Below are 20623 nucleotides of genomic sequence, written 5' to 3'. Positions count from 1 at the left end.
TCTGGTGTTCTTGCAGGTGGGGGAGTCAGAGATGCTCGCTGTCTCGCAAAAAAAGCCCCGGCGCGTTGTCGCTCCGGGGCGGGCGATTAGCGAAAACGCATGGAGAGGTCCAGGGCGTGTACGTGCTTGGTCAGGGCGCCCACGGAGATGTAATCAACGCCGGTTTCGGCAAATTCGCGGATGGTTTTAAACGTCACGTTGCCGGATACTTCCAGCGCCGCCTTGCCGTTGGTCCGCTTCACCGCTTCACGCATCAGGTCGGTGGTGAAATTATCGAGCATAATGATATCCGCGCCGGCTTTAAGCGCTTCATCCAGTTCATCAAGCGATTCCACTTCCACTTCAACCGGAACGTCCGGATGCAGCCAGAAAGCTTTTTCCACCGCCTGACGCACTGAGCCTGAGGCAATAATGTGGTTTTCTTTAATCAGGAAGGCGTCGAATAAACCCAGACGGTGGTTGGCGCCGCCGCCGCACAGTACGGCATACTTCAGTGCGGTGCGCAGGCCTGGCAGCGTTTTACGCGTGTCGAGCAGCTGGGTTTTGGTTCCGGCCAGCAGCTCCACGTAACGATGTACTTCGCTGGAGACGCCGGACAGGGTCTGCACGAAATTCAGCGCGGTGCGTTCACCGGTCAGCAGCAGCCGGGAAGGCCCCTCCAGCTCGAACAGCGGCTGGTCCGCTTTGATGAGATCGCCATCTTCGACATGCCAGGTGATGCTGACATCGTCGCCAGCCAGTTGAATGAAGACCTCTTCCACCCAGCGCTTACCGCAAAATACGCCGTCTTCGCGCGTAATAATGACCGCATGTGAGCGTGCGTCTTCCGGCAATAATTGGGCGCTAATATCGTTGTTGGCATTGACCTCGCCACCCAGATCTTCCCGCAGGGATTGGGCGACGGCATCGGTGATATCCAGGTTAATGCGTTCCAGCAGCGCGTCACGGCGGCGGTCGGGATTGTAGCGACGAGGCGACATGATAAAGCTCCAGATAGATAAGATTCAGCAGTGGGAAACATGCTAACCTGAACAGCGTTTCTACACCATACAGACTTCGCGCTTCGGGGCGCCTCTGTATCGGCTATGTCTCTGCTTTTCAGCGATGATTTGTGGGTTGCTGGACCGCAGGCTGAACGATTTTGTGTATGATAATCAGCATCCTTTGGGCCACGGGCGGCCCGGGAGCATGAGTTAGCGAAAGGAGATTCCGCATGCAGTTGAATGGGGGATGGCTGGTGGATGCGCGTCGGGTTCCTTCGCCGCACCATGATTGCCGCCCGGATGATGAAGCCCCTTCCTTACTGGTGGTGCATAATATTAGTCTGCCGCCGGGGGAGTTTGGCGGCCCGTGGATCGATGCTTTATTCACCGGAACGCTCGATCCCAGCGCTCATCCTTTCTTTGCGGAAATCGCGCACCTGCGCGTTTCAGCGCATTGTCTTATTCGTCGCGATGGTGAAATTGTGCAGTATGTTCCTTTTGATAAGCGAGCGTGGCACGCGGGCGTATCCAGCTATCACGGGCGTGAACGCTGCAATGACTTTTCTATCGGCATTGAGCTGGAAGGAACCGACACGCTGGCTTATACCGATGCGCAGTACCAGCAGCTGGTGGCGGTGACGCGACAGCTGATCGCGTTGTACCCGGCCATCGCACGCCATATGACTGGCCACAGCGATATTGCGCCAGTCCGAAAAACGGATCCCGGTCCGGCTTTTGACTGGGCAAAATTTCGCGGCCTGCTGGCCGCTTCGTCAGAAAAGGAGATGCCATGACGTTGTTTACTACGCTGCTGGTTCTCATCGCTGAGCGGCTGTTTAAGCTGGGTGAGCACTGGCAGCTCGATCACCGCCTGGAAGTGCTGTTTCGCCGGGTAAAACACTTTTCACTCCCTGCGACTCTGCTGATGACGGCGCTGGCCATGGCGGTGGTTTATCTTATCCAGCGCCTGCTGCACGGGGTGCTGTTTAACGTCCCTCTTCTGGTCTTCTGGATCTTGCTCGGCCTGCTGTGTATTGGCGCGGGCAGGGTACGGCTGCACTATCATGCGTATCTGAAAGCCGCATCACGCAACGATCGTCATGCTTGTGACGCGATGGCCAGCGAGCTGACGCTGATTCACGGCGTGCCGCCAGGCTGTGACGATCGCGAGTTTCTGAGCGAACTGCAAAATGCGCTGCTGTGGATTAACTACCGCTACTACCTGGCTCCGCTGTTCTGGTTTGTGGTTGGCGGGCCATGGGGACCTATTACGCTGATTGGCTACTGCGTGCTGCGCGCCTGGCAGACGTGGCTGGCGCGTTATCAGACGCCGCGCCATCGCTTACAGTCGGGGATTGATGCCATTCTGCACGTGGTGGACTGGCTGCCGGTACGTCTGGTCGGCGTGGTCTATGCGTTGGTGGGACACGGGGAAAGAGCCTTGCCGGCCTGGTTTGCTTCTTTGGGCGACCGTCACTCGTCGCAGTACCAGGTTCTGACCCGACTGGCTCAGTTTTCGCTGGCGCGCGAACCGCATGTGGATAAGGTCGAGACACCTAAAGCGGCGGTCTCAATGGCCAAAAAAACGTCGCTGGTGGTGGTCGTTATCATGGCGCTACTCACCATTTACGGTACCTTGATTTAAGCCCCGCCCGCTGCCGGGCAGGGGAGGCGATCAATACGTATCGGCGGGCGGGATGCCGAAGTCAGGCATCCCGTTTTCTTGCCAGCGAACCCGCTTGAGCCGCGTATGGCGATTCGGATCGTACAGCGGATCGCCTTCAATTTCGGTATAGTTCCGCGCATGGTAGACCAGCACATCTTCCCCTTCCGGCGTTTGCGTAAAACCGTTGTGACCGGGGCCATACTGACGGTTCTCATCGCTGGTACGAAATACGGGCTCCGGTGATTTATGCCAGTTCTCCGGGCGCAGCGGGTCGGCCAGCAGGTCTATCCACAAGAGTCCCATGCAGTAGTTTTCATCGGTTGCGCTGGCGGAATAGCTGACAAACAGCCGCTCGCCGTGGACCAGAACCGCCGGGCCTTCATTGACCCGAAAACCGCGACATTCCCAGTCAAACTCCGGTTTACTCAACATCACGGGATCACCTTTTAGCGTCCACGGGTTTGCCAGCTCCGCCAGGTAGAGGTTGGAGTTGCCTGCAATATGTGGGGCTTTCTGCGCCCATAGATACCACTGCCTGCCCTGATGTTGAAAGGTGGTGGCATCCAGCGCAAAGGTATCGAAGGGCGTTTTTACCTGGCCTTTTTCAACCCACTGACCGCTGAGCGGGTCGCTGTCGGCACATTCGAGGACAAACATCCGGTGCTGGAACATCCCGAGTTGGTCCAGGTCTTGCGTGTGAGCAGCGGCAAAATAGATATACCATTTCCCGTCAATTTCATGCAGTTCCGGTGCCCAGATGAGCTGGCTCATTGGGCCGCTCTCCGCTTTACGCCAGACCACCACCGGCGGCGCTTCGCACAGACCTTCCAGCGTCGCCGCGCGACGAATCTCCAGCCGGTCATATTCCGGAACCGAGGCGATAAAATAGTAGTGATCCTGATGGCGCAGAATATAGGGGTCCGCGCGTTGTTCAATAAACGGATTAGGCCAGTTGCTCATCAAGCTTTCCTTATGTGTTCACTGGTTTTGAGATCCTGCCAGGTATTGAGTTCCTCGTAGTTAGCGCGACGCTTTTCCAGGTCCGACTGGATTTGGCACATAAACTCGCGGTTGACCTTCAGCATCCGCACGACGCCTGCGGTAATCAGATAGCCAACACCCGGAATGACGCTGAACAGCAGCACGATACCGTTTACCGCCGAGGCGCTCTGCTCTTTGGCGCCGGCATCGTAGCCGTACCATGAGAGCAGGAAACCGACCATCGCGCCGGCTACCGCCAGCCCGACTTTCAGGAAGAAAAGATTACCGGAGAAGCTGATCCCGGTGATGCGTTTGCCGGTTTTCCACTCGCCGTAATCATCGACGTCAGCCATCAGGGACCAGTGCAGCGGCGACGGGATCTGATGCAGGATGTTGAGCAGGAAGTAGAGCACCATAATCATCATGGTGGCATGTGGGTCGAAGAAGTAGAACGCGCAGGAGAAAATCGCCAGGGCGATATTGGTCCAGAAGAAAACCTGCAGCTTGCACCAGCGATCGGTCAGCACTTTTGCCAGCATACTGCCGATCATCATCCCGACCACGCCGAGGCTGATAAACAGCGTCGCAAAGTGGGTGCTTTGCTGCATGACCCAGGTCACGTAGTACATGGTGGCGGCCATGCGGATAAACCCGGGACAGACGTTGCACAGCGTTAACAGCAGGATGCGAACCCACTGATCATTTTTCCAGACGTCCTTAAAGTCTTGCTTCAGTTCATCGTGGGTCTGTACCGCCGGACGCACGCGTTCACGAACGGTGGCGAAGCAGAATAAAAACATACACATACCAATTGCTGCCAGCACGGTCATCGCCATCTGATAACCTTTGGCTTTATCGGCGCCACCGAACCAGTCGGCCATCGGCAGCAGCGTCAGCGACAGCAGCAGCGTGGCAATACCGACCAGCACAAAACGATACGACTGGCAGGCTACGCGCTCCTGCGGATCGTTAGTAATCACGCTGCCTAACGAGCAGTAGGGAATATTAATCGCGGTATAGGTCAGCGAGAGCAGGAAGTAGGTGACGAAGGCATAGATAACTTTGCTGTGATAGGTCCATTCCGGCGTGGTGAACATCAGGACGCTGAACAGCGCGTAGGGGAAAGCCATCCACAGCAGCCACGGACGGAAGCGGCCATATTGACTGCGAGTACGGTCGGCCATGGCGCCCATGATCGGGTCTGTTACGGCATCGATGACGCGTACGGAGAGCAACAAAACGCCCACTAACGCGGGCGCGAGGCCAAAAATATCGGTGTAAAAGTAGTTAACAAACAGCATGATGGCGCCAAATATGATGTTGCATCCGGCATCGCCCATCCCATAGCCAATCTTTTCTCTCACTGAAAGTTTATTGCCTGCCATCTGGAGATCTCCCCGTTGCGGTATGGAGAGAATTATTTGCGGAATTGCCGATAAATGCGTTGCAGTATCAGGTCAACGATATGGATAAAACGACTGTTGGAGGGAAAGTGTGAAGCAGATAACAATGCTCTGTGCCCGCCATGACGGGGCGGGCACAGAATCCAGAGATGTATTATTGTGCTTTTAGTGCGCTGGCGCTTTTCTGTTTAAACAGATAGCCGACGCCCAGAATCGCAATCCATACTGGGATCAGGTAAACGGAAATCGCCATGCCCGGCGTCATCAGCATAATCACCAGTACCGCCACCATGAACAGCAGGCAGACCCAGTTGCCGACCGGGTAGAACAGCGCCGGGAAACGCGAAACTACGCCCTGCTGCTGCTTGGCGCGACGGAACTTCATATGCGCCAGGCTAATCATCGCCCAGTTAATGACCAGCGCGGAGACCACCAGCGCCATCAGCAGGCCAAAGGCCGACTCCGGTGCGAAGTAGTTAATCAGGACGCACAGCGCGGTGACCACGGCAGAGACCAGAATGGTATTGACCGGCACGCCGCGCTTATCGACGCTCATCAGCGCTTTCGGGGCGTTCCCTTGCTGGGCCAGACCGAACAACATGCGGCTGTTGCAGTATACGCAGCTGTTATACACGGACAGCGCAGCGGTCAGCACCACGACGTTGAGGGCGTTGGCCACAAAGGTATCGCCCAGCTCGTGGAAGATCAGCACGAACGGGCTGGTATCTGCGGTGACGCGCGTCCACGGCAGCAGTGAAAGCAGAACGGCCAGCGAGCCCACATAGAAAATCAGGATACGGTAGATAACCTGGTTGGTGGCTTTCGGGATGCTCTGTTCCGGATTGTCCGCTTCAGCTGCCGTGATCCCGACCAGCTCCAGACCACCAAACGAGAACATGATAATCGCCATCATCATCACCAGTCCGGTAAAGCCATGCGGCAGGAACCCGCCCTGGTCCCACAGGTTGCGTACGGTTGCCTGTGGGCCGCCGTTGCCGCTGAACAGCAGCCAGCCGCCAAACAGAATCATCGCCACAACGGCCACTACTTTAATAATGGCGAACCAGAACTCCATTTCACCAAACACTTTCACGTTGGTCAGGTTAATGGCATTGATGGCGATAAAGAACACCGCAGCGGACACCCAGGTTGGGATCTCGGGCCACCAGAACTGAATATATTTCCCGACCGCAGTCAGCTCGGCCATGGCCACCAGAACGTACAGTACCCAGTAGTTCCAACCGGAAGCAAAGCCGGCAAAACCGCCCCAGTATTTATACGCAAAATGACTGAATGAACCTGCTACCGGCTCTTCTACGACCATCTCACCCAGCTGACGCATGATCAGGAAGGCGATAAAACCGGCGATCGCATAGCCCAGAATAATCCCGGGGCCGGCGGACTGAATAACGGATGCACTGCCCAGAAACAGGCCGGTGCCGATAGCGCCGCCCAGAGCAATAAGCTGAATATGGCGGTTTTTCAGGCCGCGCTTGAGCCGATCGCCATGCTGTTGACCTTCCATCATGAAACCTCGTGTGTGGTTATTATGTTTATACGCGTCGTCCTTCAGGCTACTGCTTCGTTGTCTGTCCCTGCCAGATAGCATAGCTATCTAAATTCAAGGGCGTTTTAGTCAGCTCGGTCCTGATTGATTCAGCTTACATATTGTTGTGTGGTGTAATTCCGAAATTCCGTTTTCGTATTGATTTCTTTACGGAAGGCGAAACATAAAAACACCAAAAGGCCTTTCGTCTCACCGAGAATAGTGATAAGCGCGAGTGAATGCACCTGCTTTATGAAGGGATGATGACGAAGCGAGCAAAAAGAAACCATTTGTAAATAGCAGGCCGGTGAACGCGATCCGCTTGAAGTGGCTGAATATTCACTCTTTGTGAATAAATAATTGAGTTTTACGGAGTTGAATCGGTTCAGATAGCCTAATTTTTCGTTTCATAAACGTTAACGCTACCTCTTATGGAGTAAACACATCATTTGTGTGAAGTTACAATTCTGAAATGTTATTTCTGTAAGGTTGTTAAAATGTGCGTGGTTTCCTGATTTCAATCAAAACCTGTATGGACAGAAGGTGAATACTTTGTTACTTTACCGCTACGAACTGCGAATTGGTAAGACCAATTGACTACGGGCTAATGGCAGAGACAGGGAATATGGCCTACAGCAAAATCCGCCAACCAAAACTATCTGATGTGATAGAGCAGCAGCTTGAGTTTTTAATCCTTGAGGGGACCTTACGCCCCGGTGAAAAACTCCCGCCTGAACGCGAACTGGCCAAACAGTTCGACGTTTCCCGCCCCTCGCTGCGTGAGGCTATTCAACGCCTCGAAGCCAAGGGCTTGTTGCTTCGTCGCCAGGGCGGTGGAACTTTTGTACAGAGCAGCCTGTGGCAGAGCTTCAGCGACCCGCTGGTCGAGCTACTGTCCGATCACCCTGAATCCCAATTTGATCTGCTGGAAACCCGCCACGCGCTGGAAGGCATCGCGGCTTATTACGCGGCGCTGCGCAGCAATGATGCTGACCGCGAACGTATTCGCGAGCTGCATCAGGCTATCGAACGGGCTCAGCAGTCCGGCGATCTTGACGCCGAATCTGACGCCGTCGTCCAGTATCAAATTGCCGTCACCGAAGCGGCGCACAATGTCGTGCTTCTCCATCTGCTACGCTGCATGGAGCCGATGCTCGCGCAAAACGTTCGTCAGAACTTTGAATTGCTGTATGCCCGTCGGGAGATGCTTCCGCAGGTCAGCAACCATCGCACTCGTATTTTCGAGGCGATAATCGCCGGAGAGCCGGAGCAGGCGCGTGAAGCGTCGCATCGACACCTGGCGTTCATTGAAGAAATTTTGCTGGATCGTAGCCGTGAGGAGAGTCGTCGAGAACGCTCACTGCGTCGTTTACAGCAACGGAAAGATGAGAACTCCGGTTCTTAAGCGCCATTTTTTAGAGCGCGGCAACTAAACGCAGAACCTGTCTTATTGTGCTTTTGGTTGTTCAAATAGTTCGGGTTATATCGCGGCGGCAAGCGCGTGAATCCCCGGGAGCATAGCTAACTATGTGGCCAGGGTGAGGAAGCGCAGCCAACAAAGAGATAACCTGAAATATGAAGAACAAAGAGTGCAATGGGACAGGTTCCAGATTAATCAACGATTAGATAGATAAGGAATACCCCCCATGTCAGAACGTTTACCAAATGACGTGGATCCGATCGAAACTCGCGACTGGCTACAGGCGATCGAATCGGTCATCCGTGAAGAAGGTGTTGAGCGTGCTCAGTATCTGATTGACCAACTCCTTTCTGAAGCCCGCAAAGGCGGGGTGAAGGTTGCTGCTGGCACATCTACAGGCAGTTACGTCAACACTATTGCCGTTGAAGATGAACCGGAATATCCGGGGAATCTGGATCTGGAACGTCGAATTCGTTCTGCGATTCGTTGGAACGCCATCATGACCGTTCTGCGCGCATCGAAAAAAGATCTGGAACTGGGTGGCCACATGGCTTCCTTCCAGTCCTCCGCAACGTTCTATGAAGTGTGCTTTAACCACTTCTTCCGTGCGCGCAACGAGCAGGATGGCGGCGACCTGGTTTACTTCCAGGGCCACATTTCTCCGGGCGTATACGCACGTGCGTTCCTCGAAGGCCGTCTGACCGAAGAGCAGATGAATAACTTCCGTCAGGAAGTTCACGGTAACGGTCTGTCTTCTTATCCGCACCCGAAACTGATGCCGGAATTCTGGCAGTTCCCGACCGTCTCCATGGGTCTGGGCCCAATCGGTGCTATCTATCAGGCGAAATTCCTCAAGTATCTGGAACACCGTGGTCTGAAAGATACCTCCAAACAAACCGTTTATGCCTTCCTGGGCGACGGCGAGATGGACGAGCCGGAATCTAAAGGCGCTATCACCATCGCCACCCGTGAAAAACTGGATAACCTGGTCTTCGTCATTAACTGCAACCTGCAGCGTCTGGACGGCCCGGTCACCGGTAACGGTAAAATCATTAACGAGCTGGAAGGTATCTTCGCCGGTGCCGGCTGGAACGTTATCAAGGTTATCTGGGGCGGTCGTTGGGATGAGCTGCTGCGTAAAGACACCAGCGGTAAGCTGATTCAGCTGATGAACGAAACCGTTGACGGTGACTACCAGACCTTCAAATCCAAAGATGGCGCGTACGTTCGTGAGCACTTCTTCGGTAAATATCCGGAAACCGCAGCGCTGGTTGCCGACTGGACTGACGAGCAGATCTGGGCTCTGAACCGCGGTGGTCACGATCCGAAGAAAGTCTTTGCTGCCCTGAAAAAAGCGCAGGAGACCAAAGGCAAAGCGACCGTTATCCTGGCTCATACCATTAAAGGGTATGGCATGGGCGATACCGCTGAAGGTAAAAACATCGCTCACCAGGTGAAGAAAATGAACATGGACGGCGTTCGCTATGTCCGCGATCGTTTCAATGTGCCGGTTGCCGATGCGGATATCGAAAAACTGCCGTACGTGACCTTCCCGGAAGGCTCCGAAGAGCATACCTATCTGCACGCTCAGCGTCAGAAACTGCACGGCTATCTGCCGAGCCGTCAGCCGAACTTCGATGAGAAGCTGGAGCTGCCGACCCTGGAAGATTTCGCGCCGCTGCTGGAAGAGCAGAACAAAGAAATTTCTACCACTATCGCGTTCGTTCGTGCCCTGAACGTGATGCTGAAGAACAAGTCCATCAAAGACCGCCTCGTGCCGATCATCGCCGATGAAGCGCGTACCTTTGGTATGGAAGGCCTGTTCCGTCAGATTGGTATCTACAGCCCGAACGGCCAGCAGTACACCCCGCAGGACCGTGAGCAGGTTGCTTACTACAAAGAAGACGAAAAAGGTCAGATCCTGCAGGAAGGGATCAACGAACTGGGCGCAGGCGCATCCTGGCTGGCGGCGGCAACGTCTTACAGCACCAACAACCTGCCGATGATCCCGTTCTACATCTACTACTCCATGTTCGGGTTCCAGCGTATCGGCGACCTGTGCTGGCAGGCAGGCGACCAGCAGGCTCGCGGCTTCCTGGTCGGCGGGACTTCCGGTCGTACCACGCTGAACGGCGAAGGTCTGCAGCACGAAGATGGTCACAGCCATATTCAGTCTCTGACTATCCCGAACTGTATCTCTTACGATCCGTCTTACGCGTACGAAGTTGCGGTCATCATGCACGATGGTCTGGAGCGTATGTACGGTGAGAAACAAGAGAACGTTTACTACTACATCACCACGCTGAACGAAAACTACCACATGCCGGCCATGCCAGCAGGTGCCGAGGAAGGTATCCGTAAAGGTATCTATAAACTCGAAACCGTTGAAGGTAGCAAAGGTAAAGTTCAGCTGTTGGGCTCCGGTTCTATCCTGCGTCACGTTCGTGAAGCAGCGCAGATCCTGGCGAAAGACTACGGCGTGGGCTCTGACGTGTACTCCGTCACCTCCTTCACCGAACTGGCCCGTGACGGTCAGGACTGTGAGCGCTGGAACATGCTGCACCCGCTGGAAACTCCGCGCGTTCCGTACATCGCTCAGGTGATGAACGACGCTCCGGCTGTAGCATCAACCGACTATATGAAACTGTTCGCCGAGCAGGTCCGTACTTATGTACCGGCTGACGACTACCGCGTGCTGGGTACTGATGGCTTCGGACGTTCCGACAGCCGTGAGAACCTGCGTCACCACTTCGAAGTAGATGCTTCTTATGTGGTTGTAGCAGCACTGGGCGAACTGGCTAAACGTGGCGAAATCGATAAGAAAGTGGTGGCGGATGCCATCATCAAATTCAACATCGATGCAGAAAAAGTTAACCCGCGTCTGGCGTAAGAGGTAAAAGAATAATGGCTATCGAAATCAATGTACCGGACATCGGGGCTGATGAAGTTGAAATCACCGAGATCCTGGTCAAAGTAGGCGACAAAGTTGAAGCTGAACAGTCGCTGATCACTGTAGAAGGCGATAAAGCCTCTATGGAAGTCCCGTCTCCGCAGGCTGGCGTCGTAAAAGAGATCAAAGTCTCTGTCGGCGACAAAACTGAGACCGGTAAACTGATCATGATTTTCGATTCCGCCGACGGTGCAGCTGATGCTGCACCTGCCAAGGCAGAAGAGAAGAAAGAAGCGGCCCCGGCAGCAGCACCTGCTGCAGCGGCGGCAAAAGACGTTCACGTGCCGGACATCGGCGGCGACGAAGTTGAAGTCACCGAGATCATGGTTAAAGTGGGCGATACCGTTGCGGCTGAGCAGTCCCTGATCACCGTAGAAGGCGATAAAGCCTCGATGGAAGTTCCGGCGCCGTTCGCGGGTACCGTGAAAGAGATCAAAATCAACACCGGCGACAAAGTGTCTACCGGCTCGCTGATCATGGTCTTCGAAGTTGCTGGCGCGGCACCTGCTGCAGCTCCGGCACAGGCAGACGCTCCTGCCGCTGCCGCAGCACCAGCAGCCGCTGCTGGCGCGAAAGATGTTCACGTACCGGACATCGGCGGTGATGAAGTCGAAGTCACCGAAGTGATGGTGAAAGTGGGCGACAAAGTTGCCGCTGAACAGTCTCTGATCACCGTAGAAGGCGACAAGGCTTCTATGGAAGTGCCGGCACCGTTTGCAGGCACCGTCAAAGAAATCAAAATCAGCACCGGCGACAAAGTCTCTACCGGTTCGCTGATTATGGTCTTCGAAGTGGAGGGCGCTGCGCCTGCCGCAGCTCCGGCTCAGGCTGCTGCTCCGGCAGCTGCTGCCCCGGCTCCGGCGGCTAAACCGGCTGCTGCTCCTGCGGCGAAAGCGGAAGGCAAATCTGAGTTTGCTGAAAACGACGCTTACGTTCATGCGACACCGCTGATTCGTCGCCTGGCGCGCGAATTCGGCGTCAACCTGGCGAAAGTGAAAGGCTCCGGTCGTAAAGGCCGTATCCTGCGCGAAGACGTTCAGGCTTACGTGAAAGACGCGGTGAAACGCGCTGAAGCTGCGCCTGCCGCTGCCGCCGGTGGTGGTCTGCCGGGCATGCTGCCGTGGCCGAAAGTGGACTTCAGCAAGTTTGGTGAAGTGGAAGAAGTTGAGCTGGGCCGTATCCAGAAAATCTCTGGTGCTAACCTGAGCCGTAACTGGGTCATGATCCCGCACGTTACGCACTTCGACAAAACCGATATCACCGATCTGGAAGCCTTCCGTAAGCAGCAGAATGCTGAAGCTGAGAAGCGCAAACTGGACGTGAAATTCACCCCGGTTGTCTTCATCATGAAAGCGGTTGCCGCTGCGCTTGAGCAGATGCCACGCTTCAACAGCTCGCTGTCCGAAGATGCACAGCGTCTGACGCTGAAGAAATACATCAACATCGGGGTGGCGGTTGATACGCCGAATGGTCTGGTTGTTCCGGTCTTTAAAGATGTGAACAAGAAGAGCATTACCGAGCTGTCTCGTGAACTGACGGTTATCTCTAAGAAAGCGCGTGATGGTAAGCTGACGGCTGGCGAAATGCAGGGCGGTTGCTTCACTATCTCCAGCATCGGTGGCCTGGGGACAACCCACTTCGCGCCGATTGTTAACGCGCCGGAAGTGGCTATCCTCGGGGTGTCCAAATCCGCGATGGAACCGGTGTGGAATGGTAAAGAGTTTGTACCGCGTCTGATGATGCCTATCTCTCTGTCCTTCGACCACCGCGTGATCGATGGTGCTGATGGTGCGCGCTTTATCACCATCATCAACAACATGCTGAGCGATATTCGCCGCCTGGTGATGTAAGCGAAAAGCCGGCCTGACGGCCGGCTTTTTTCTGGTAATCTTGTCTTCGTTTCGGGGTTATCAGCAACAAAGGACAAAATCGTTTGCCGTTTGTTGTTTCAAAATTGTTAACAATTTTGTAAAATGCAGGCGGATAGAACGTCCCGGTGGACATGGGCGTAATTTACACAAAAAAATTCGAGTTGCGTCAAGGCGGCAAGGGAGTGAATCCCTGGAGCGTACAAGCGGTACGTGACCGGGGTGAGCGAGCGCAGCCAACGCAGAGGCGGCTTGAAGGATGAAGTGTATAACAATAGCGTCAGACCCGCCGGATACAAACTACAGAGGTCATGATGAGTACTGAAATTAAAACTCAGGTCGTGGTACTTGGGGCAGGTCCTGCAGGCTATTCTGCTGCCTTCCGTTGCGCTGATTTAGGTCTGGAGACCGTCATCGTAGAACGTTACAGCACCCTCGGCGGTGTTTGCCTGAACGTCGGCTGTATCCCTTCTAAAGCACTGCTGCACGTTGCTAAAGTTATCGAAGAAGCGAAAGCGCTGGCCGAGCACGGCATCGTTTTCGGCGAACCGAAAACCGACATTGACAAGATCCGCACCTGGAAAGAAAAAGTCATCACTCAGCTGACCGGTGGTCTGGCTGGCATGGCCAAAGGTCGTAAAGTGAAGGTGGTTAACGGTCTGGGTAAATTCACCGGCGCTAACACCCTGGAAGTGGAAGGTGAAAACGGTAAAACCGTGATTAACTTCGACAATGCGATCATCGCAGCGGGCTCCCGTCCGATTCAGCTGCCGTTCATTCCGCACGAAGATCCGCGCGTATGGGACTCCACCGATGCGCTGGAGCTGAAATCCGTACCGAAGCGTATGCTGGTTATGGGTGGCGGTATCATCGGTCTGGAAATGGGTACCGTGTACCATGCGCTGGGTTCAGAGATCGACGTGGTTGAAATGTTCGACCAGGTGATCCCGGCTGCCGACAAAGACGTGGTTAAAGTCTTCACCAAACGCATCAGCAAGAAATTCAACCTGATGCTGGAAACCAAAGTGACTGCCGTTGAAGCAAAAGAAGACGGTATCTATGTTTCCATGGAAGGCAAAAAAGCCCCGGCTGAAGCACAGCGTTATGACGCGGTGCTGGTCGCTATCGGTCGCGTACCGAACGGTAAAAACCTTGACGCAGGCAAAGCGGGCGTTGAAGTTGACGAACGCGGCTTTATCCGCGTTGACAAGCAGCTGCGTACCAACGTGCCGCACATCTTCGCTATCGGCGATATCGTCGGTCAGCCGATGCTGGCGCACAAAGGCGTTCACGAAGGTCACGTTGCCGCCGAAGTTATCTCCGGTCTGAAGCACTACTTCGACCCGAAAGTGATCCCGTCAATCGCCTACACCGAGCCAGAAGTTGCCTGGGTTGGCCTGACCGAGAAAGAAGCGAAAGAGAAAGGCATCAGCTACGAAACTGCCACCTTCCCGTGGGCAGCGTCTGGCCGTGCGATCGCTTCTGATTGCGCAGACGGTATGACCAAACTGATCTTCGACAAAGAGACCCACCGTGTTATCGGCGGCGCGATTGTCGGCACCAACGGCGGCGAGCTGCTGGGTGAAATCGGTCTGGCTATCGAAATGGGTTGTGACGCAGAAGACATCGCGCTGACCATCCACGCGCACCCGACTCTGCACGAGTCCGTTGGCCTGGCGGCAGAAGTGTTCGAAGGTAGCATCACCGACCTGCCGAATGCGAAAGCGAAGAAAAAGTAAGTTTTTCTTTCCGGCAAAATGCAAAAGCGGCTCTGAGAGCCGCTTTTTTTATGCCCGATGTTTAGAACTGTGTCTGCGTTAATAAATCGGCACATCTTATAGATACATTGAAAATAATTACGCCATAAACTTATAGGCAGTTAACTATCTGGTGAGGTGTATTATGAGACTCGTTTTAACAACAGCCCTGTTTGCCGCTACCCTGGCTTCTGCTGCGGCTTGCGCCGCAGATCCTGCCATTCCCTGGGCCGACAATAGCGGTGGTACGGAAAACACCCATATCGCAGCCATGGGTCAGAACCTGAATGCACAGCATCAGGCGATCAGCAAAACCACGGAAGGCGTATGGGCGGCGAACTCGGGCAGTATTCACAGTGATGAGGCGGCCTTAAGCAGCAGTAAACCAGCCTTCAGCGGCTATCCACAGCTGATGCCGCATCAGGGCTAAACGTCGTCAGATGAGGAACCCGCCCGGCGGCATACGGATGCGCCGGGCAGGGGGTTATTGCTCAATAGCCTGCCACTTTTCGTCTGGCGTAAAGCGGGTAATCGCCTGCACTAACGTCGCCGTATCCTGACCCAGATTTGCCTGATAAACGCGATCGCGTCGATCGATCATAAAGCTCATCACGCCGGTTTCACCCCATGCAACGGGCCACGCCAACAGGGCGACCGTCTGCTTGTCACCGTCGTGGATAAGGCGGAAACGGTAGCCGTGATAGCCTTCGCCCGGTTCGACGGGGCTAAAGGCTGGCCCCAACGGGCTCGGCTCTTCGCCGGGTTCAGTTGGCCAGTACAGACCGTCTTTTTTCCCCGGAGTACTGAACAGCTTTTTGGCGTAGCGCTGGAAGTGCTGGTAATACTCATTTTGCGCGTCAACGTAGGCGTGCATCGCCTGAATTGCCGACAGCTCGTTACGGCCGATTTCCCGCGTCTGGATCTCATCCGCCGCCTGCGCCATATCGAAGTGCCAACCCTCGGCTGTTTTCAGCATCGGTATCGGCAGCTGCCACGCTTCCCGGCCTACGTTGAGGTGTGCCATGTCCCCCTGCTCGACAATCTTATGGCCGACTTTCCAGTCGCGAAGAAAACGGGCGACGGCTTCCGGGTCTGCCTCTCGCTGCGGCAGGTACTGACGCCAGTCCTCCCCCAGCAGGTCGTTGAGCGCCGTCTCGTTTTGTGTCGAAACGGCGTCCGCCAGCGCGGTGGCGGCCTTCTCCGGGGTGGCAAAATACTGTTGGCCAAAAACGGGCAGGGCAAAAAGCGCCAGCCAGCCAGAAATCAGGACTTTTTTCATGACCGCTCCTTAGCGATGACGCAGTTCGCGATGTTGACCGGTGCGCTGTTGCGCCGCCGCACGCTGGTTAGTGTTGAGGTGCGCCGTATTGCGGCTCTGGGTGCCCCGCTGGCGCTGGGCCTCCCACGATGGCGACCGGCTGTCGTTGCCGCTGAACGCATTCGAACGAACATTCTGCACTCTCTGTTGGCGCTGCGGCGGCGTTGCGTTGGTGCGGCGCTGTTGAACCTGCGACTTCGCCGTATCGCGATGCTGTTGCTGCTGCGCCGTCGGGTTCTGGACGTGCGATTTTGCCTTTTCCCGCCGCTGCTGTTGGGCCGCCGAATTTTGTTGCTTCTGCTTCGCCGCTGCGCGGTTTTCCGGGGTGTCGTAGCCCCGGTAGTTGCTGCGCTGGGTAATTTTGTTGAGCTGCTGTGAGGCCGCCTGGCGCTGGGAATCCCTGTTGCCTGCCGTCGCCACTCCACCCGCGGTCAGACCTTTGGCCGCGCCGTTGTGAGTGCTGTGCTGGAACTGGTCGAGCGCCGCCTGACGTTGGTTGGTCAGGTTCGCCGGAGTGCGTTGCGTGGCGCTCAGGCCGCCGGGAACGTTGGTCTGGTGGAAACGCTGCGCCACGTTATTGTTCGGGTACGGCACGTTGTTGCGGAACGCCGGGTTGTGCTGCCAGCCGGCGTTGTTGCCGTCAAAGCGCTGCTTGTTGAAATGGTTGTAGTTATCGACGTCGATATTGATATTGTTGTTCCCGCCGCCATGGTAGCCGCCGTGATCCCAGTCATCGTCGTGATGATAGTCATCATCCCAGTCGATGCTGCTGAACAGCGCATAGGTGGTGGCTACCCCCAGGCTGAAACCAAGACCGTTGACGAAGCTATCGGTAAACTGTTCGCCCGGTGTTGGCGGCAGATAGACCGGCGGGTAAGTCGTGTTCGGCCAGGTGCCATAAACCGTATTGGGGTTGTAGGTTGGCACATACACCACGTTCGGATCGGTAGATTCAATCTTGATGATTTCGGTGGTGGGCGCAGGCTCGACTACCGTGGTGGTTTTCACTGTTGTCGTGGCGGCGGAAGTCGTCGGTGGCGGCGTCACTTTGCTCGTGGTCACCTTCTGCTGCGGCGACGATTTCAGCGTCCCGGTTTGCTGGGCGATGGCACGCAGTTTCTGCACCGAATTCATTACGTCCTGTGGCTGCGCGAGAAACGCGTTACCCAGGTCCTGCACCCACTGCGGATTTTCACCCATCAGCGACAGCAGCGCCGGAAAGGCGACCAGCGATTTCACGCTGGGATCCCACGGCTGGTTCGCCACGGCCTGCACGGCGGCGTCTCCCTGCATCGTTGGGTTATCCTGCGACCACTGGACGGCCTGCAGGACGTTGCTCGGATAGGTCGACGCCATTAACACCTGCGACAGCAGGTTATCCGGGTAAAGGGCGACGGGGGCGACCCACCGATCGATTTGCGCCGCCGTGTAGGTGGCAGCGACCGGTTGCGCCGTCGGAGCAGCGGGCTCAACGGCAGCGGGAGCGGCGGGTTGGGCGGCAGGAGCGGGCGCGGGCGGCGTTTCTGCGGCGCGGCTTGTGACGTACAGAGCGCCAGAGGCGGCTAATAGCCCTGCACTGCACACCAGGGCAATCACGTGGGGTTTCAAAGGTCGTATCATGTTAGCTCCCGGCGCTATAGTGGGCCCGTTTCCACTGAGTATCGCCGAAAATAGCGCTCGCGACGGAGTATAAGCAGGTCTATTTTTGATTTTTGATGATTGTTGGGATTTTGCTCAGTTTTCTGTAACAGAATTAAATTTATATCCCGGGAAATGTACGTAAAGCCTGTAAAATCCTGCCCTTAACGATTCAGCTAAATTTTAATGTTGCTTTTTTGTAAACAGATTAACACCTCGCCAAAATCCTGCTATGCTGCCGACGCGGTATCGGGCATTTACCCTACAAACTGCTGTCTCACAGGAGCGTGAAGAGAATCGCCTACCGCATTTTACAATGAGAGCGAGGAGAACCGTCGTGCTAGAAGAATACCGTAAGCACGTAGCTGAGCGTGCAGCCGTTGGGATTGTTGCCAAACCCTTAGATGCAACCCAAATGGCCGCGCTGGTAGAACTGCTGAAGAGCCCGCCTGCGGGTGAAGAAGAATTCCTGTTAGACCTGTTAATCAACCGTGTACCGCCGGGCGTCGACGAAGCCGCCTATGTTAAAGCCGGATTCCTTGCCGCTATCGCCAAAGGCGAAGCGACCTCCCCACTGGTTACCCCTGAAAAAGCCGTTGAACTGCTGGGCACCATGCAGGGCGGTTACAATATTCACCCGCTGATTGATGCACTGGACGATGCTAAACTGGCGCCGATCGCCGCCAAAGCGCTGTCCCATACCCTGCTGATGTTCGATAACTTCTACGACGTAGAAGAGAAAGCCAAAGCGGGTAACGAGTACGCTAAACAGGTTATGAAATCCTGGGCTGACGCCGAGTGGTTCCTGAACCGTCCGCAGCTGGCTGAGAAAATCACCGTTACCGTATTCAAGGTTACCGGCGAAACCAACACCGATGACCTGTCTCCGGCACCAGATGCCTGGTCCCGCCCGGATATCCCGCTGCACGCGCTGGCGATGCTGAAAAACGCCCGTGAAGGTATCGAGCCGGACCAGCCGGGTTCCGTTGGCCCGATTAAGCAAATTGAAGCGCTTCAGCAAAAAGGCTTCCCGCTGGCCTACGTCGGTGACGTGGTGGGTACAGGCTCTTCGCGTAAATCCGCCACCAACTCGGTGCTGTGGTTTATGGGCGATGATATCCCGAATGTGCCGAACAAGCGCGGCGGCGGTCTCTGCCTCGGCGGTAAAATTGCACCTATCTTCTTCAATACCATGGAAGATGCGGGCGCGCTGCCAATTGAAGTGGACGTGAACAACCTGAATATGGGCGACGTGATTGACGTTTACCCGTTCAAAGGCGAAGTGCGTAACCACGAAACCAACGAACTGCTGGCAAGCTTCGAGCTGAAAACCGATGTGCTGGTTGATGAAGTCCGCGCCGGCGGCCGTATTCCGCTGATCATCGGTCGCGGCCTGACCACGAAAGCGCGTGAGGCGCTGGGTCTGCCGCACAGCGACGTATTCCGTCAGGCAAAAGACGTGGCGGAAAGCAGCCGCGGCTACTCGCTGGCGCAGAAAATGGTTGGCCGCGCCTGCGGCGTTGCCGGTATTCGTCCGGGCGCTTACTGTGAACCGAAGATGACCTCCGTCGGTTCCCAGGATACCACCGGTCCGATGACCCGTGATGAACTGAAAGACCTGGCGTGCCTTGGTTTCTCTGCCGACCTGGTGATGCAGTCCTTCTGCCACACGGCGGCCTATCCGAAGCCGGTTGACGTCACCACGCACCATACGCTGCCAGACTTCATTATGAACCGTGGCGGTGTTTCTCTGCGCCCGGGCGATGGCGTTATCCACTCCTGGCTGAACCGTATGCTGCTGCCGGATACCGTCGGTACCGGTGGTGACTCTCATACCCGTTTCCCGATTGGTATCTCCTTCCCGGCGGGCTCTGGTCTGGTGGCCTTTGCCGCCGCGACCGGCGTCATGCCGCTGGATATGCCGGAATCGGTGCTGGTTCGCTTCAAAGGCAAGATGCAGCCGGGGATCACCCTGCGCGATCTGGTCCATGCGATCCCGCTGTACGCGATTAAGCAGGGGCTGCTGACCGTTGAGAAGAAAGGGAAGAAAAACATCTTCTCCGGACGTATTCTGGAAATTGAAGGTCTGCCGGATCTGAAAGTTGAGCAGGCGTTTGAGCTGACCGATGCTTCCGCAGAACGTTCTGCTGCCGGCTGTACCATTAAGCTGAATCAGGAACCGATCGTTGAGTATCTGAACTCCAACATCGTCCTGCTGAAGTGGATGATCGCAGAAGGCTACGGCGATCGCCGTACGCTGGAGCGTCGCATCCAGGGGATGGAAAAATGGCTGGCGGATCCACAGCTGCTGGAAGCGGATGCCGATGCCGAGTATGCCGCGGTGATCGATATCGATCTGGCGGATATCAAAGAGCCTATCCTGTGTGCGCCGAACGATCCGGACGATGCGCGTCTGCTGTCCGACGTGCAGGGTGAGAAGATTGACGAAGTCTTCATCGGTTCCTGCATGACCAACATCGGCCACTTCCGTGCCGCCGGTAAGCTGCTGGACAGTCACAAAGGCCAGCTGCCAACTCGCCTGTGGGTGGCTCCGCCAACCCGTATGGATGCGGCACAGCTGACTGAAGAAGGCTACTACAGCGTGTTTGGTAAGAGCGGTGCGCGTATCGAAATCCCTGGCTGTTCCCTGTGTATGGGGAACCAGGCGCGCGTGGCGGACGGTGCGACGGTAGTTTCCACTTCAACCCGTAACTTCCCGAACCGTTTAGGCACCGGCGCTAACGTCTATCTGGCCTCTGCGGAGCTGGCTGCGGTCGCTTCCCTGCTCGGCAAACTGCCGACGCCGGAAGAGTACCAGACCTTCGTCGCTCAGGTCGATAAGACCGCGGCGGATACCTATCGCTATCTGAACTTCAACCAGCTGGAACAGTACACTGATAAAGCGGATGGTGTGATTTTCCAGACCGCGGTATAAACGAATCTTGCTGCTCAAAGCCACTCTTCGGAGTGGCTTTTTTATTGCTGCGCTAAAGGTACGCCGATTGCCGTCGGCATCGGGCAAAGGCTCAGGGATTTGACGCCGGCAGAGCTGCATTGGGTAAAGAAGGGGGGGAATAATGCCCGCCGGTTGGC

Annotated in this window: 14 protein-coding genes; 8 read left to right on the top strand and 6 right to left on the bottom strand. The window is 55.7% G+C overall.

From position 1 onward, the window contains the following. Nucleotides 1-86: 86 nt before the first annotated feature. Complete coding sequence (gene nadC / locus DSD31_RS21330; protein ID WP_004857908.1) at nt 87-980, bottom strand: carboxylating nicotinate-nucleotide diphosphorylase; 894 nt, start codon at nt 978-980, stop codon at nt 87-89. Between the two features lie 233 nt (nt 981-1213). Here nadC and ampD point away from each other — a divergent pair, with 233 nt between their 5' ends. Together ampD and ampE are read left to right on the top strand one after the other, a co-directional pair. After that, complete coding sequence (gene ampD, locus DSD31_RS21325) at nt 1214-1777, top strand: 1,6-anhydro-N-acetylmuramyl-L-alanine amidase AmpD (RefSeq protein WP_015585145.1); 564 nt, start codon at nt 1214-1216, stop codon at nt 1775-1777. Further along, a complete protein-coding gene (gene ampE, locus DSD31_RS21320; RefSeq protein ID WP_015585144.1) occupies nt 1774-2628 on the top strand; it encodes a beta-lactamase regulator AmpE in 855 nt (284 codons plus the stop codon). Before ampD ends, ampE begins: the two co-directional genes overlap by 4 nt. A gap of 30 nt (nt 2629-2658) precedes the next feature. On the opposite strand, the gene DSD31_RS21315 is transcribed toward ampE, so the two are convergent. The 3 genes from DSD31_RS21315 to aroP all read right to left on the bottom strand — a co-directional run bounded on the left by DSD31_RS21315 (nt 2659) and on the right by aroP (nt 6561). Beyond that, nucleotides 2659-3609, bottom strand: coding sequence for a glycoside hydrolase family 43 protein (locus DSD31_RS21315; RefSeq protein ID WP_104896573.1), 951 nt, complete (start codon nt 3607-3609; stop codon nt 2659-2661). Then, nucleotides 3609-5015, bottom strand: a complete 1407-nt coding sequence (locus DSD31_RS21310) for a glycoside-pentoside-hexuronide (GPH):cation symporter (RefSeq protein ID WP_004857915.1) — start codon at nt 5013-5015, stop codon at nt 3609-3611. Before DSD31_RS21310 ends, DSD31_RS21315 begins: the two co-directional genes overlap by 1 nt. A 172-nt stretch (nt 5016-5187) precedes the next feature. After that, nucleotides 5188-6561: an aromatic amino acid transporter AroP gene (aroP, locus tag DSD31_RS21305; protein WP_162098158.1), complete on the bottom strand. Its 1374-nt coding sequence runs from the start codon at nt 6559-6561 to the stop codon at nt 5188-5190. A 643-nt stretch (nt 6562-7204) separates the two neighbouring features. Here aroP and pdhR point away from each other — a divergent pair. The 5 genes from pdhR (at nt 7205) to DSD31_RS21270 (ending at nt 15004) form a co-directional block, all read left to right on the top strand. Continuing rightward, nucleotides 7205-7984: a pyruvate dehydrogenase complex transcriptional repressor PdhR gene (gene pdhR, locus DSD31_RS21295; protein WP_004857919.1), complete on the top strand. Its 780-nt coding sequence runs from the start codon at nt 7205-7207 to the stop codon at nt 7982-7984. A 241-nt stretch (nt 7985-8225) separates the two neighbouring features. Next, entirely contained in the window at nt 8226-10889 is a 2664-nt protein-coding gene (aceE, locus tag DSD31_RS21290; RefSeq protein WP_032689465.1) for a pyruvate dehydrogenase (acetyl-transferring), homodimeric type, read from the top strand. A 14-nt stretch (nt 10890-10903) separates the two neighbouring features. After that, nucleotides 10904-12799, top strand: coding sequence for a pyruvate dehydrogenase complex dihydrolipoyllysine-residue acetyltransferase (gene aceF, locus DSD31_RS21285; protein ID WP_044349241.1), 1896 nt, complete (start codon nt 10904-10906; stop codon nt 12797-12799). A gap of 332 nt (nt 12800-13131) precedes the next feature. Then, entirely contained in the window at nt 13132-14556 is a 1425-nt protein-coding gene (lpdA, locus tag DSD31_RS21275; RefSeq protein WP_004857924.1) for a dihydrolipoyl dehydrogenase, read from the top strand. Nucleotides 14557-14719: 163 nt separating this feature from the next. Continuing rightward, complete coding sequence (locus tag DSD31_RS21270; protein ID WP_004857926.1) at nt 14720-15004, top strand: hypothetical protein; 285 nt, start codon at nt 14720-14722, stop codon at nt 15002-15004. A gap of 54 nt (nt 15005-15058) precedes the next feature. On the opposite strand, the gene DSD31_RS21265 is transcribed toward DSD31_RS21270, so the two are convergent. Both DSD31_RS21265 and DSD31_RS21260 read right to left on the bottom strand, forming a co-directional pair. After that, entirely contained in the window at nt 15059-15853 is a 795-nt protein-coding gene (locus tag DSD31_RS21265; RefSeq protein ID WP_064359578.1) for a DUF2950 family protein, read from the bottom strand. Between the two features lie 9 nt (nt 15854-15862). Beyond that, nucleotides 15863-17512, bottom strand: coding sequence for a DUF3300 domain-containing protein (locus DSD31_RS21260; RefSeq protein WP_004857930.1), 1650 nt, complete (start codon nt 17510-17512; stop codon nt 15863-15865). A gap of 355 nt (nt 17513-17867) precedes the next feature. Between DSD31_RS21260 and acnB the strand changes: the two genes are divergently transcribed. Next, a complete protein-coding gene (gene acnB / locus DSD31_RS21255; RefSeq protein ID WP_004857931.1) occupies nt 17868-20465 on the top strand; it encodes a bifunctional aconitate hydratase 2/2-methylisocitrate dehydratase in 2598 nt (865 codons plus the stop codon). The last annotated feature ends 158 nt before the right edge of the window (nt 20466-20623 follow it).

The sequence above is a fragment of the Klebsiella sp. X13 genome, assembly GCF_003323835.1.
In the GTDB taxonomy this organism is placed as follows: domain Bacteria; phylum Pseudomonadota; class Gammaproteobacteria; order Enterobacterales; family Enterobacteriaceae; genus Klebsiella; species Klebsiella ornithinolytica.
The sequence above is the reverse complement of the archived record's forward strand: the minus strand, read 5'-3'. Positions and strand labels throughout refer to the sequence as shown.